This window comes from Wolbachia endosymbiont of Tettigetta isshikii (assembly GCF_041154185.1).
In the GTDB taxonomy this organism is placed as follows: Bacteria; Pseudomonadota; Alphaproteobacteria; order Rickettsiales; family Anaplasmataceae; genus Wolbachia.
Window position 1 is genome coordinate 1 of sequence record NZ_JBFTEN010000009.1, and the last position, 13,913, is coordinate 13,913.

Here is a 13,913-nt window from a genome sequence, read left to right on the forward strand (position 1 = left end):
CTTTGCCAGTGAAGCCCAGGATATCATTAAGAAAGTGAATAAGAATATCCTTATTTTTTTTCTGTACCAAAGATACGACGAAACGCTACATCATTTTTTGGGTCGAGAAATTTAGCAAAAGCCATAGGAAATTAACTTAAAAAGTATTAATAATTATACACAATTCTGTAGAAATATTCAATCTTTTTGTTTCGGATGCATCGGTCTGCGAACCCAAGCCTCATCTTGAATTGTAATTATATTAAAAAATTTACTAAACGAAGAAAAAAGCAAAAGAAGCCCTGTGGTGGCTAATTATTTACTTTTGTGTTGAAATGTTGGCGTTTCTTTATCCTAAACGCTGTAATCTAGATGCATTTTTAATGCAACTAACCTTAGCCATAAACGTTTAAGAAATTCACTAAGCAGAAAAAAGGGCAAAAGAAACCACGAGTAGCTAGTTATTTACTACCTATCTTATAACATTGGCGTTTTTGATGTCTTAAACGACTTATAAGCGCGTTTCAGCTTGAAAAACAGAAGTTTTAAAAAGAGATGTAGTACACATAGTGCGAAAAATTAAACATGAGACGCCAAATATGCTAAGTTTCTTTGTCATTTAATCTGCACAGACTGAAGATAAATAATAACTTCATTACTATGATGAGGGTAACGTCGGAGGTTGTCAAGTAGTTTTTTTGTTTCTGTAAATTATTTAGCTTACGGCTGACAATGTTTGTACAAGTGTACTTATTTGTATTTAACTGCTATAACATTTAACATACTGCCTTTGCAATTCATGTGTCGAAGTTTTTCGGTCTCTTATATTCGTATGATAAGCCACAGAGCTATATTTGAAGGAGTTCTATGTGGACAAAAACAAAGTCTTTAACCGCAGAGCATTTATATTAGGTGGTATTCAGCTTACCATTTCTACAATTTTTAGTTATAGGCTATATAATTTACAAATACGGAATAGACAAAAATACGAAGCGCTTTCTAACAATAATAGGATACGGATTGCCAATATTGTGCCTAAGCGAGACAGAATTTTAGATAGAAATGGCGTTGAACTTGCGGTAAACAAAATCGTGTTTGATGAGCAGAAAATTTCTGTTAAAGAAGCTGATTTGGAGATGTTATCGAAAATTGAATCTAGTGTAGCAAGACTGTCAAAAGCAGAAATAACTGCTCTTTATAAACGTTACTATCCATACGGTTCGATGTGTTCTCATGTACTTGGGTATACAAAAAAAACAGCAGGAAATAAGCGAGTTAGGAGTAAGTGGTATTGAGTATACGTATGATCATATATTAAAAGGTGAACCAGGAAAATCTGAGCAGGAAATAAATTCTAAGAAGCGTGTTATAAGAGAATTATTGAACATACCACAGTAAGATGGGCAAGATGTGCAACTAACAATTGATATTGATCTGCAGAAGAAAGTTGCAGGTGTGGTATTTCAGGTTTACAAAGGCTCTACAGTGGTCATTGATGTAAATAATGGGCGAAATTTAGCGTTATACAATTCACCTTCCTACGATAGTAATCTCTTTACTAGCAGACTATCGAATGAGACTTGGGAAAATCTAAATGCTCCCTCATTACCGCTTGTAAATCGGGCATTATCGTATCAAATTCCACCTGGTTCGATATTTAAAGTAATAGTTGCACTTGCAGGCTTAAAAGATGGAATAATCACACCAGAAGAAAAATTTTCGTGTAGGGGCTATATGACAATAGGAGAACGGAAGTTCGTTGCCTGAAAAGCAAAGCCCATGGATATGTATCTTTAAACGAGGCAATGGCTCTCTCATGTAACACTTACTTTTATAACATAGGAAAAAATAAGTATAGACTCTCTAGTAGAAATGGCCAGAAAATTTGGTATTAGCAGTGGGCCACTAATTGGAACGTTTAAGGAGGAAGCTCCATGGTTATTGCCTGATAGAGATTGGCGCGCACGGAAGCTATATTCACATTGGTATTTGTGTGACACTATCAACTTGGTTATAGGACAGGGATATTTGCTTACAACACCACTACAGCTTGCAGTTCTTGCGGCAAGGGTTACAACAGGAAAAGAAGTAATTCCCCACATTGAGATGAGCAAAACTACACAAGATTTTTCTGAAATCGACGTGAATCATGAGCATCTTGACATAGTTCGAAAAGCTATGTTTGATGCGGTAAATTCTAAGGCTGGAACCTATAGAAATGGGCTTGAGTTTATGCAAATTGCCCGCAAAACCGGCACTCCAGAGATAAACTCCATGGGTGAAAGCCATAAGTTATTTATTGCTTATGGCCCCTACCATGGCCCGCGCTATGCAATCTCTGTGTTCATAGAACACGGCAAAACTCCACGTCAAGATGTTGCTATAGCGAGTAAGATATTGCGATATGTGCTTGCTTATCTGGAAAGACGCCGGTACTTTTTTTCTACTTTCAAAATAAATTTGCCTATAGATCTGATTGTACTAAAATTACTCAGTACAATCAGATTTATTAAATGCACCTATCTAAATATTACCTACCAACTTTGAAAGAGATCCCAGCTGGTGCTGAAATTGCTTCTCATCAATATATGTTACGTGCGGGCTTAATCAAGCAGACAGCATCTGGCATTTACTCTTGGTTATCGCTCGGTTTGCGCATGCTTAGGAATATTGAAGACATCATCAGAGATGAAATGAATAAAGCTGGTGCGATTGAGGTATTAATGCCTTGTGTACAACCAGCAAGCCTTTGGCGAGAGTCAGGGCGTTATGATGATTACGGCAAAGAGATGCTGCGCATTAAGGATAGGCATGAGAGTGATATGCTTTTCGGACCAACGCATGAGGAGGTAGCAACTGACCTAATCAGGGGTACAGTAAAGAGTTACAAGGATTTGCCACTTTGTTTATATCAGATTCAATGGAAATTTCGTGATGAAGTAAGGCCGCGTTATGGTGTTATGAGAGGTAGGGAATTTTTGATGAATGATGCGTATAGCTTCGATATAGACTACGAAAGTGCACTGAGTGCATATAATTTAATGCACAAAACCTACATAAAAATCTTCAAACGCATGGGACTTACTCCAATTGGAGTAAAAGCAGACACAGGGCCAATTGGAGGAAATTTAAGCCATGAATTTCACATATTGGCAAGCACTGGTGAAAGCACTTTATATTACGACAACAAATTTTCTGAGTTGCTAGAAAGTGAAGATATTGAAAGTTTGAAGAGCATATACGCAGTTGCAGACGATATGCACGACCTCAAAACTTGCCCTATACCGCAAGAACAGTTAAGCATTAGCAAGGGTATTGAAATAGGGCACATTTTTTATTTTGGCGATAAATATTCAAAGCCAATGAATGCAAAAGTCACCTCACACGATGGAAAGAATGTCAATATACATATGGGTTCGTATGGCATTGGAGTTTCAAGGCTTGTTGGTGCAATAATAGAAGCTTTTCATGATGATAAAGGAATTATCTGGCCAGAAGCAGTGGCTCCTTTTAGGATTGGTTTAATCAATTTACAAACAAAAACTAGCGAATGCGTGGAGATTGCAGACAAAATATACAAAGCTTTAAAAAGCGATGAAGTACTTTACGATGATACGGAGGGAAGTGTAGGAGTGAAATTTGCTAGAATGGACCTAATAGGCTTACCGTGGCAAATAATTGTGGGAAAGAAAGCAGTAAGTGAAAATATAGTCGAAATAAAAAATAGGACAACTGGAGAAATTGAGGAAATGCAGATTGAAGAAGCAATAAATCGCTTCAGTGCAGAATGATACGCGGTATCGGCACTGACATAGTATATGTACCAAGGATATTGAAAATACTGCAGAAGTACGGTGAAAAATTCCTCAATAAAGTCTACACTGAGCGGGAAATAGAGATAAGCAGAAAGTACAACAGTCAAGAAATACGGGCAAAATATTTTGCTAAACGTTTTGCAGCAAAAGAGGCTTTTGTTAAAGCACTTGGCAGTGGATTCAGCCTTGGCATTACAATGAAAGATATAGAAATATACAGTGATATAAGAGGAAAGCCACATCTAGCCATTGGCAAGGATTCTATCTCCAAGGACCACATAATTCACCTCTCCCTAAGCGATGACGGGGATTACGCTACTGCATTTGTTGTAATCTGCAGCTAGTTTTACAACTATTGTGATTTAAACTAGCCAAAAAAAACTACTTGACAACCTCCGCTGTTACCCTTCCAATAGTATTGGAGCTATTCATTTAGCTTCAATCTGTGCAGATTAAACGACGAAAGTATCACAGTTGGCGTCTTATGTTTAATTTTTTGCACTATGTGCACCTCATGTCTTTATTAATTTTACCTAGACTTCTAGGTTTTTCCCTATATAAGCTGAAACGCGCTTATAAGTCGTTCAAGACAGTATAGTACGCCAATTTGCAGGATTAGAGAGTGAGCAACTTCTACCACGGGATTTCTTTTGTCTTTTTTTCTGCTTGGTAAATTTCTTAAATATTTATTACTAAAGTAGTATCCCAGATCCAAGTGTCAAGCACTGGCATAACACCCTCCTAATGCTAACTATGGCTTAGAAAGAGAATGTAGGAAAGAAGAGAAATAGGGTAAACTCCAGTATTTTGGCAACAATAGGAGGTTACCCTATGAATAAAAATATAACAGAATTATTATGTTTTGTAGACAATTGTTGTAAAATAATAGATGGAAATTTTGCAAGTAAATTATTACCCAACGGTAAAAAACACACAAGAGTGCCAGAAATCTGAAATTATAACAATAATTCTATTATACCATCAATCTAGGTATGATGACTTTAAATCATTTTATCAAAACTATCTAAAGTTATTACATAAGTCAGACTTTCCAACACTACCTTTATATGATAGGTTTATTGCGTTGAAGCCAAGAGTTTTATGGTATTTAGCAATTCTGCTGCAATGGTTATGTGAGCAGGCCAGGTGTTTCTGTATGCTCCTAGAGTGTGATGGTATGATAAATATTAATAGTACAGTATAACTTCTTCATCTTTTTTAATTTGATCAGCTTTGACATCACCAAGTGCTGTATTTGCTTTATATGAACAGTAACATCCTATTGCAAGAGCAGCAAATGCAGCTACAGTAAGTGTGATACATATTGCTAAATAAGGTGCTGTTAAGCTTGCACAAACTGCAAATGCTACAGTTAACACAAAAGAAGCAGCAGCATATTTACCATGTTTTCTATTCTTAGTACTTACCTTTTTACTTGAGTTTAAAATGCTTGACTGCACTGCCTTACCAGTTGAGAACTCTTTTAATGCTGATGCAAATTCTTTCCTTTTTCCATTTAATCTTTCATAGTAATCTTTATCATGCGGGTATGCTTCCTTCAACTTTTTCTTAATGACACTTACATCTTTATCAATATTCTCCTGAATAATCCTTGCGTTTTCTAAAGCAAATACTCCACAATTGCAATAATCACCTTCTCGCTGCTGGCGAAATGATAATTCATGAAATTCAATATTTGGTTGCTCCTTTTGTTCTTGTAAATCACGTAAGTAATTATATTGTTCTTTATCTTTAGCGCTTATTGATCCTCCAAGAGAATCAACAAAGGAAACTTGATTTTTGTATGCAACTAACAATACCCAGTGATTTCCACCATTATTAACAATCGATATTAATATTTTATCTCGATTGTTCTTCAACATATCCAAATGTTTCTGTTGAAATGCAGGTTTTACAGGATCCACAAAAATTACACCATTATCTTTATTCCATTTATAATAGTGTTTTGCTAACGCTGCTAAGTCAGAATTAGAGATCCACTTGCTGTAGTTGCCTTTGTTGATGGTTTGATCAATAAACTTATTGCAATTAATAATAGTGCCAACAGGACGTTTATTCAACAGAAGTACACCAGAAGATATGTGCTTATCTAGTTTCTTTGCATCGTTATAGCTGATATCATTATCACTGAGATCAAGTTCCTCAAGCTTTGTAAGTTTCTTAAGTAATTCTGCTGCCCACTCATAACCAATGTAGTTGCTTCTTAAATCAAGGTTAGTAAGCTTAGTAAGCTTAGCCAATTCCATTGCGCTTTTATCACCAATACCGTTATTAGATAAATTAAGGCTAGTAAGGCTGGTAAGTTTAGCCAATTCTCTTACACCTTCACTACTAATATCGTTATTAGATAAATTAAGGCTAGTAAGGTTAGTAAGCTTAGCCAATTCTCTTACATATTCATCACTAACTTTACAATTTGCTATACTAAGTTTTGTAATGCTTGGGTTATCTTTTAAAAATTCTACTAGATGTTTTATGTTTATATCCGGTATAACCTCAGAGACAAGAATGACATCATTATCACTTGAAGACTCATCAATTTTATCTGGAGTGATACAAAGAGAGTTATCTTTTTTGTTTACGTATTTTTCGAAATCCATATCTTTTCCTTATAAGCTACATAAACATTTTAACCAATATTTCAGCAATTGTCAAATAATAATAGAAAGTACCGTATTCTATAGCGCTACAAAAATTTCAATTATTTACTTTTGCCAAAACCACAAAAAGTACGTACCTTTGTGAGAGCTTGTTTGGTAAAAATAGGGTTGTGAAAATATAGGCTTGAAATTATTGCAACAAAGTTAGGCAAGCTAGTTCATATGTATATTTAGTAAAAGTAAGCCAATATAGCCAATTTCAGCGAATAGCAAAGTTACAATAAGCAAAAGTTCGCAAGGAACTAGCGGTATACATCGAGTAAATAAAATTTATTACCTACCTTTGCCCAAGTGGTACAGACCACAGGAAGAGTGTTACCCAAGTAGCTCATCTAGGATGCTACTTTAGTAATAAATATTTAAGAAATTTATCAAACGAGAAAAAAAGCAAAAGAAGCCCTGACCATTGTCTACTTTCAGTATTGGCGTTTTTGTGTCTTAAACGCAGCAATTTAGCTGCTTTTAAATGCAACTAGTCTAAGCTATAATATTTAAGAAATTTATCAGACAGAGAAAAAAGACAATAAAACCACGAGGTAGCTAGTTATTCCACTCTCTATTTTAAAATCCGGCGTTGGGTGATGTCTTAAACGACTTATAAGCGCGTTTCAGCTTGTATGGGTAAAAACCCGAAGTTTTAAAAAGACATGCAGTGCACATAGTGCGAAAAATTAAACAATAGTACGCCAAATACAAGCTTTCTTGTCATTTTAACCTATAGAGATTGGGAAGTTAAATAAATAGCTTCACTACTATGATAGTGGTGAAGGCGAAGGTTGTCAAGTAGTTTTTTCGCATATTTCAAAACTGGTTTGATATGCGAGAGGTCTAAGTTGTATGACATAAGGTTATCTGTACCAATTCTGTATGTAAATCTCTAACTAGAACTTCAGCATATTCTCTTTGAACGATTATGCTGATCTTGGTTTCAGATGCTGTGATAGCGAGCATTTCTATTTTTTTTTCGCTCAAGACCTTGAGTATGCGGTGCATCACTTCAGCGTTGGACATAACGCCAATACCAATTATTGAAATTTTAGCTACGTTATTGTTTATGATATAGCTCCCATTCAGTAACTTTTTCATTAAATCAATATCAAATTCGGAAATTACAATACTTGATCCGTGTATCATATCAATTTTAATGTTTGCCCCTGCAATATCCCTTAAAATATGCAAGGTATCTGTAAGGTTAGCAAAAGTTACAAGAGCCTCATTAGTGCTATAAGTTATTCCAGTAATTGTATATCTCTCCAGTATATCTTTTTTGTCCAGTACTACAGTTCCTTCCACCTCTTTAAAGGTGGACAGCACTTGTACTTTAATGTTATGTTTCATTGCAAGCTGTACTGAACGATTATGTAGTATTTTAGCACCAGATGACGACATCTCCAACATTTCATCGTAAGAGATAGATTTGAGCTTGCGTGCTTTTGGAACAATTTTCTGATCAGTTGTATATACTCCATCAATATCAGCGAAAATCTCGCAAACTTCGACGTTAAAAGCTACCGATAAGGCAACTGCTGATATATAAGAGCCTCCTCTTCCAAAAGTAGTAATTCTATCATCATGTATACCATGAAAGCAGGCAATGATCGCTACAGTATACCATTCAGTAAAAGGCCTTTTCAGATGATCAATCTCTATTGTTTTTATTTTAGACTTGGAATAAAGATCATCTGTTATAATCGGTAACTGCCAGGCAAGCTAAGATTTAGCGTTTATTCCAATAGATTGGAGAGTGATTGCTAACATGCCGCAAGAAATCTGTTCTCCCGCTGAAAGTATAACGTCATATTCCGACAGCTCTCGTTTGCAGCTTAAATCTGAGATTTGTCTAGCCTGAAAAGCCATTTGATCAGTAAATCCCGCAACGGCGGATACAACGACGATTACATTACAACCTCTCTCAACATCCTTTTTTATCAAATTTGCAACTCGGTTTAAGTCAGTTAATGAGGTCCCACCAAATTTTTATGATTATATTGTCCATAGCTACAATATAGCCTTCCTCCAGAAAAAAATATAGCGCTAGTTGATATAAACTTTAAAAGGCTCAGTTATTCTCCATAGCAAAATCCCTAGCTAGGAATAGCGAACCACAAATCAGTATGGTTTTGACATTCTGGATAGGAACTTTTAGTATGTGGTTTAATATGGCATCACTGATCGATTCACATTCAATAGCATTTATCCCTATATTATTCGCTCCCTCTTTGATTAGACCTGTATTTGTTGCTTTGGGCTCAGACTTAACACAAACCGCACATAATAACTTGATATATGATTTTAAGTGTTCCAAAAACTCTTCCACGTTTCTGTTACGAGTAACACCAAAAATCATATAGATACCTTCAGCAAAATTATCTTTCATCCAATCAGCTAACACTCTGGCACCATCGTTATTGTGCGCACCATCTAAAAATAATTGCCAATCTTTCGGTAACAAAGAAATTAAACTGCCCTCTTTTATAAGCTCTAGTCGTGCAGGCCAGTAGGTATGTTGTAAACCTGAAGCTATATCCTCTTCTCCAATATCAAATCCATACTTTCCACTCAAAATGCTACATGCTGCGATAGCGTTTCCTGCATTAATTATTTGATGATCGCCCTTCAAAGAAGGCAAAGGAAATTCTATTGATTGAATAGCCGATTGGAAAATAATTCGAGCTACAGCGTGTGACGCTGGAATCCACTTATTTTTTTGCTGGATCCAAGTGTTAGCTACTTGGATGACAGACAGTTGTTTACTGCAATTCCACTCAAAGCCACCTCTATATAGAGGAGATCTCTTATTGATTGCATATTGCTCTAGCGTATTCATTATGGACTTTTCTTGTGGTGCTATTATGCAAGGAACATTATGCTTCATTATTCCAGCCTTCTCACCTGCTATAATCTCTACAGTTGGACCAAGATATTCCATATGATCAAGTGCAATGGAAGTAATGATTGTTAAGATCGGATTATCTATAACATTTGTTGCGTCAAGTCTTCCACCAACGCCTACTTCGACTAAAGTTACATCGGCTTTATGACGAGAGAAAGCTAAGAATGCTGCAATTGTTGCAGCTTCAAACAAAGTGATAGGCTGATCTGCGATTGCAGTGCGGCATTCTTCTAATAAGCTATATAATTCATTATCGTCGATATGACTCCCTGCAACGACTATTCTCTCATTAAAATTAACTAAATGTGGAGAAGTGTATGCATGGACCTTATATCCCGCTGACTGCATTATGTACCTCATAAAAGATAATGTTGAACCTTTTCCATTAGTTCCAGCTATGTGAATTGCCTGAGGCATCTTTTTTTCTGGACTGCCTAACTTACTTAGAAAGCTTTTTATGCGCTCAAGAGAAAAGTCTTTTGGTCTTCTACCAAGTGGCTTAGGCCAGTGAGGCATGTATATCATAGATTGTTATTACATTTTAATTCATCTATAACACTCGCTATACCATACGTATCAATTTTTTCACTGAATTGGGAACGTTGACTAATAGAAATACTTATTCCATTCATTACAACATCATTTATTAAGAAAGAACTGTTACTTTTAGCAACTTTAAAGTCAATATTTGTAAATTCTTCATCGCCGTAGGAAAATCTTGTACTAACCAAGCAAATTCCATCATCACCTGCTTTTGAGCCCATTATGGTCATTTCGCTGTTATTCATGTACTGATACAAAATTTTGACGCACAAATGCGTAAGATACATCTCATATTCTTTCAAGAAACTTTCTCTTTCTTTTTGGGTAGTCAAAGTCCAATGTTTTCCCATTACAAATCGGGATATTTCTTTGAGATTAACATTGTTTCGAATGATCTCCTGAAGCTTTATATATATACATTCCAGATTTCTTTTCTTCTCCTTTGTATATATGCTATCCACTTGTTGCTTCATAGCATGCACAAAAATTTTGTGATCTACACAGCTGGTGTAAGCACCTGAAGAAATTATAACAAAAACAATAATGATTAAAGCTTTAGTAATGTTCATAAGGTACACTTATTGACCACAGCACTCAAAATACAAAGTTTAATAAAGATAGTTAGTTTACTGTTGACTGCAATATACATATAGACACAACTCATGTAAACTAGCTATAATTATAAGGGTCTGTTCTATACGTTATGAGTTAAGTTAAATTTCCCGAGCGATAATTTCTAGTCAAGGGAATTGCCTCTATTAATTTCATTGAAATTAATACGTGATGCCCACTTTAACTTTAGGTCTCAGGAATCTACTAAGACTGACGGTAGATACGGATCCTATTCCAGTTGATTTAGATTTATGCTCTACCGACACAAAGAACAAGGTGCTTTTTTCTGTTCACCCGATGAGATATTTCAGGTTGTAATTGATGTTGAGAAGTATCCTGATTTTGTTCCTTGGTGCAAAGCTATTTATATAAAAGAAAAAATTGATGGTCAAATGGTTGTGGATCTTCTAGCAGCTTTTCATGGTATTAAAGGAAAGTATACATCAGGAGTAAACTTTCTTTCTCCAAGCAGAACAAATGAAGGTTGGATAAAAGCTGTATCATCAAATGGAATATTCAAACATTTATACAATAAATGGAAATTCATTCCTATAGGTGAAAATAAGACCATGGTGAAGTTTTACATAGAATTTGAGTTTAAATCTAGCTCGCTTTCAACTCTATTAAACTCAGTGTACAAATATACACAAAGCAAAATAATTGCTGCATTCAAAGAAAGAGTTGAGAGCCTTGCTAAGTAAAAGTTATCTTGATATTATTAATATAGATACGTAATTTTCTTAGTAATTTTAATGTTTATATTGTAATGATTTTCAGACTATTGCTTTTACTAATTTTTATAAGTGTTAATTCTTATGCAGTTATTAAACAAGACTTATCAAACAGCCAGTGCACTCGAAAAACTGGTGAAACAACAGCAGAAGAACTATTATCACCATTGCCCGATGACAAATCACTAGGAGATCCAAAAGCGCCAATTTTAATGATAGAATATGCTTCGCTCACTTGTTATCACTGTTCCCTTTTTCATAAGGAGGTTTTTCCTGCAATTAAAAAGAAATATATAGATACGGGCAAAATGTTATATATATTCCGTCATTTTCCTCTGGATTATAGGGGATTAAAAGCTGCAATGCTAAGCTATTGCTATGAAAAAGAAGAAGACTATTTTAATTTTAACAAAGCTGTTTTTAATTCAATAGACTCGTGGAACTATTCTGATTTAAGCGATTTAACTGTACTACAAAGGATTGCTGCACTAAGTAACTTAAAGCAAGACCTGTTTAACCAATGCATCGATGAAAAGAAAAACAAGGAAGTGTTTGACAAAATTATAAACGATAAATCACTGGCAATAAATAAGCTTGGTATTACGGCTACTCCAATATTTTTTATCAAGCTTAGCAACGATAAATCATGTACAGAACATAATAAAATTAAACACGAGGGATATAAAACATTAGAATACTTCACTAATGTAATAGATAAGCTATATGAAAAAGCTATAGTGAAATGATACCACTGTAGCTTATCATAAAAAACCCCTATGTTGAATTATCGTTTTTTATCACTGCTTGTTGTTTCTTACGCTCAAATTCTCTTTTTTTACTGTGCCAAGCATAATAATACATAGCAATTTTGTTTTCTATTAATATTATTGTTCCATCATAAAACTGAACCATATCCATAACTTTTTTCTGGGCTTCATCAAAACGTTCCCTATATTTCTCGCGATAAGCTGGGTTATGTAACAATGTAACCCCCTCATCTTTGTTAGATTTTTTGCTTAACGTTTCAACTTCACTAGCAATATTATAAGACATATAACCTCCTGTAATTGATTATGAAAATTATATTTTAACTAAAGAGAAATGCTCATGAGCATTTCCTCAAATTCTAGTATGACAATCTACCGATTATTATACTAGTTAATTATACTATTATATATAATAATTTTTGTCACTTAAAATTTTACGCTGTAAAAAATACTAACCTAAAATAAATGTTTTTACCATTTTTAAGCTGACATATATTTATTTTATATAAATTAAACCTTTAATATAAGACATGGCACGCAACAACTCTAGCATGAAATTATCATACATAAGAGATTTATTCGCAAAGGAATACAAAAAAATAGAAGGATACTGTATTTTTGAAGAAAAGAAACGCATCCAAATTAGCGCTGAAGAAGGAAAGCTGCTCAGTTTATTTATAAAAATCCATAAAGTAAAAAGTATCGTTGAAATTGGTACATTATACGGATATTCGTCAATTTGTATGGCAAAAGCTCTACCTGAATGTGGCCATATATACACAATAGAGAACAATCCTGAGCACTTAAATATAGCAAAAAAAAATTTTAGTGCTTTCAATCTGAGCAATAAAATTACTTTAATAGAAGGCAACGCATTGGAAAAACTGAATGAGTTGTCAACAAAAGCACCGTTTGACATGATGTTCATTGATGCCGATAAAGGTGGCTATCATAAATATTTAGATTGGGCAGAGCTTTATATTAAACAAGATGGACTTATTGTTGCAGATAACACTCTATTATTTAACACGGTGTTTTTAGAATCACCTCAAAAGGAAGTATCAAAAAAATCATGGCAGGCTATGAGAGAATTTAATCGTAGATTATCAGACGAAGAAAAATATTACTCTATGTTGATTCCAACTGATGAAGGGATGACTGTAGCTTTAAAGCTAACATGAGTTAAAAATCAAAGTCGGCATAATGCTTAGGAGGAGTTAATCCAGAAACCCTTTCTAATAACATCTCACGAAAACAAGGCCTTGACTTAATAATAGAGTACCATTCTTTTAAAATTCTACTTTTTCCCCATGGAAAACTATTTACATAGTCCATTACAGAGATATGTGACGCTAAAGTAATGTCAGCCAAAGTGAACTTATCGGTTGCAAGCCAAACGTTTTTGCTAATTAAGTGTTCAATGTATTTTATATGGCAAGACAGGTTATGCTGAGCTGCATGAAGAAACCTAGAGTCAGGGCTGCGGTTAATTATTACTTTTTCGTTTATAATATATTTAGTAACTTCGTTGTAAAACTTGTTATCAAACCAGTTAACTAAAGCGCGTATTTTAGACTTAACAACAGTAGACAAATCGAGCAATTTGATATCACTGCTGTAAGTATCTTCTAGATACTCACAAATAGCAGTGCTGTCTGTTATAATAAAATTATTATCCACAAGTACTGGTACTTGTCCGGTTGGATTAATCTCCATAAATTCATTCCTCTTCTCCCACGGATTCTCGTATACTAAATCACAACCTAACTTTTTCTCCTTGAGAAGAGCTCTAACCTTTCGTGAGAACGGACAAAGAGAGAAGTGATATAAAATCATAATTAATTTCTATGTGTAACTCATGCAACCCAAACTAATCATAGATTACCATAGAA

General features: G+C 34.6%; 10 protein-coding genes, 1 other RNA gene and 5 pseudogenes. 9 read left to right on the plus strand and 7 right to left on the minus strand.

Annotated elements, in window-relative coordinates:
* Positions 1 to 125, minus strand: a pseudogene (locus AB6N09_RS02495) (PD-(D/E)XK nuclease family transposase); the annotation flags it as partial.
* 990 nt (positions 126 to 1,115) lie between these two features.
* On the opposite strand from AB6N09_RS02495, the pseudogene AB6N09_RS02500 reads away from it, so the two are divergent.
* The 5 genes and pseudogenes from AB6N09_RS02500 to AB6N09_RS02520 all read left to right on the plus strand — a co-directional run.
* Positions 1,116 to 1,377, plus strand: a pseudogene (locus AB6N09_RS02500) (hypothetical protein).
* 87 nt (positions 1,378 to 1,464) lie between these two features.
* Positions 1,465 to 2,526 (plus strand): annotated as a pseudogene (locus AB6N09_RS02505) (penicillin-binding transpeptidase domain-containing protein).
* Positions 2,493 to 3,770 carry a proline--tRNA ligase gene (proS, locus tag AB6N09_RS02510; RefSeq protein WP_411131380.1) on the plus strand — a complete coding sequence of 426 codons (1,278 nt, stop codon included), beginning with the start codon at positions 2,493 to 2,495 and terminating at the stop codon, positions 3,768 to 3,770. The pseudogene AB6N09_RS02505 and the gene proS overlap by 34 nt, the downstream one beginning before the upstream one ends.
* Positions 3,767 to 4,138 carry a holo-[acyl-carrier-protein] synthase gene (locus AB6N09_RS02515; RefSeq protein WP_411131381.1) on the plus strand — a complete coding sequence of 124 codons (372 nt, stop codon included), beginning with the start codon at positions 3,767 to 3,769 and terminating at the stop codon, positions 4,136 to 4,138. The genes proS and AB6N09_RS02515 overlap by 4 nt, the downstream gene beginning before the upstream one ends.
* Before the next feature lie 487 nt (positions 4,139 to 4,625).
* Positions 4,626 to 4,941, plus strand: a pseudogene (locus tag AB6N09_RS02520) (IS982 family transposase); the annotation flags it as partial.
* A gap of 40 nt (positions 4,942 to 4,981) precedes the next feature.
* Here the strand turns inward: AB6N09_RS02520 and AB6N09_RS02525 are convergent.
* The 4 genes and pseudogenes from AB6N09_RS02525 to AB6N09_RS02540 form a co-directional block, all read right to left on the minus strand.
* Complete coding sequence (locus AB6N09_RS02525; protein WP_411131382.1) at positions 4,982 to 6,415, minus strand: TomO hydrophobic C-terminal domain-containing protein; 1,434 nt, start codon at positions 6,413 to 6,415, stop codon at positions 4,982 to 4,984.
* 888 nt (positions 6,416 to 7,303) lie between these two features.
* A pseudogene (locus AB6N09_RS02530) lies at positions 7,304 to 8,407 on the minus strand (aspartate kinase).
* A gap of 127 nt (positions 8,408 to 8,534) precedes the next feature.
* Positions 8,535 to 9,893, minus strand: a complete 1,359-nt coding sequence (locus AB6N09_RS02535; protein ID WP_411131383.1) for a bifunctional folylpolyglutamate synthase/dihydrofolate synthase — start codon at positions 9,891 to 9,893, stop codon at positions 8,535 to 8,537.
* Entirely contained in the window at positions 9,890 to 10,480 is a 591-nt protein-coding gene (locus AB6N09_RS02540) for an MlaC/ttg2D family ABC transporter substrate-binding protein (RefSeq protein WP_411131384.1), read from the minus strand. Before AB6N09_RS02540 ends, AB6N09_RS02535 begins: the two co-directional genes overlap by 4 nt.
* A 114-nt stretch (positions 10,481 to 10,594) precedes the next feature.
* Between AB6N09_RS02540 and ssrS the strand changes: the two genes are divergently transcribed.
* From ssrS to AB6N09_RS02555, 3 genes are all read left to right on the plus strand, one after another.
* A non-coding RNA gene (gene ssrS / locus AB6N09_RS02545) (6S RNA) lies at positions 10,595 to 10,756 on the plus strand.
* Between the two features lie 18 nt (positions 10,757 to 10,774).
* A complete protein-coding gene (locus AB6N09_RS02550) occupies positions 10,775 to 11,224 on the plus strand; it encodes a type II toxin-antitoxin system RatA family toxin (RefSeq protein ID WP_411131385.1) in 450 nt (149 codons plus the stop codon).
* A gap of 65 nt (positions 11,225 to 11,289) precedes the next feature.
* Positions 11,290 to 12,000, plus strand: coding sequence for a thioredoxin domain-containing protein (locus AB6N09_RS02555; RefSeq protein WP_411131386.1), 711 nt, complete (start codon positions 11,290 to 11,292; stop codon positions 11,998 to 12,000).
* A 28-nt stretch (positions 12,001 to 12,028) separates the two neighbouring features.
* Here AB6N09_RS02555 and AB6N09_RS02560 read toward each other — a convergent pair whose 3' ends face one another.
* Positions 12,029 to 12,307, minus strand: a complete 279-nt coding sequence (locus tag AB6N09_RS02560; RefSeq protein WP_411131387.1) for a DUF2671 domain-containing protein — start codon at positions 12,305 to 12,307, stop codon at positions 12,029 to 12,031.
* A gap of 244 nt (positions 12,308 to 12,551) precedes the next feature.
* On the opposite strand from AB6N09_RS02560, the gene AB6N09_RS02565 reads away from it, so the two are divergent.
* Complete coding sequence (locus AB6N09_RS02565) at positions 12,552 to 13,202, plus strand: O-methyltransferase (RefSeq protein ID WP_411131388.1); 651 nt, start codon at positions 12,552 to 12,554, stop codon at positions 13,200 to 13,202.
* Position 13,203: 1 nt separating this feature from the next.
* On the opposite strand, the gene AB6N09_RS02570 is transcribed toward AB6N09_RS02565, so the two are convergent.
* The gene (locus AB6N09_RS02570) at positions 13,204 to 13,857 is read right to left on the minus strand and encodes a glutathione S-transferase family protein (protein WP_411131389.1); all 654 of its coding nucleotides are present in this window, start codon (positions 13,855 to 13,857) and stop codon (positions 13,204 to 13,206) included.
* Positions 13,858 to 13,913: the final 56 nt, after the last annotated feature.

Bases quoted from the DNA above. Each gene is read 5' to 3' on its own strand.
- proS (WP_411131380.1), top strand. From the start codon at position 2,493: ATGCACCTATCTAAATATTACCTACCAACTTTGAAAGAGATCCCAGCT.
- AB6N09_RS02515 (WP_411131381.1), top strand. From the start codon at position 3,767: ATGATACGCGGTATCGGCACTGACATAGTATATGTACCAAGGATATTG.
- AB6N09_RS02525 (WP_411131382.1), bottom strand. From the start codon at position 6,415: ATGGATTTCGAAAAATACGTAAACAAAAAAGATAACTCTCTTTGTATC.
- AB6N09_RS02535 (WP_411131383.1), bottom strand. From the start codon at position 9,893: ATGATATACATGCCTCACTGGCCTAAGCCACTTGGTAGAAGACCAAAA.
- AB6N09_RS02540 (WP_411131384.1), bottom strand. From the start codon at position 10,480: ATGAACATTACTAAAGCTTTAATCATTATTGTTTTTGTTATAATTTCT.
- AB6N09_RS02550 (WP_411131385.1), top strand. From the start codon at position 10,775: ATGCTCTACCGACACAAAGAACAAGGTGCTTTTTTCTGTTCACCCGAT.
- AB6N09_RS02555 (WP_411131386.1), top strand. From the start codon at position 11,290: ATGATTTTCAGACTATTGCTTTTACTAATTTTTATAAGTGTTAATTCT.
- AB6N09_RS02560 (WP_411131387.1), bottom strand. From the start codon at position 12,307: ATGTCTTATAATATTGCTAGTGAAGTTGAAACGTTAAGCAAAAAATCT.
- AB6N09_RS02565 (WP_411131388.1), top strand. From the start codon at position 12,552: ATGGCACGCAACAACTCTAGCATGAAATTATCATACATAAGAGATTTA.
- AB6N09_RS02570 (WP_411131389.1), bottom strand. From the start codon at position 13,857: ATGATTTTATATCACTTCTCTCTTTGTCCGTTCTCACGAAAGGTTAGA.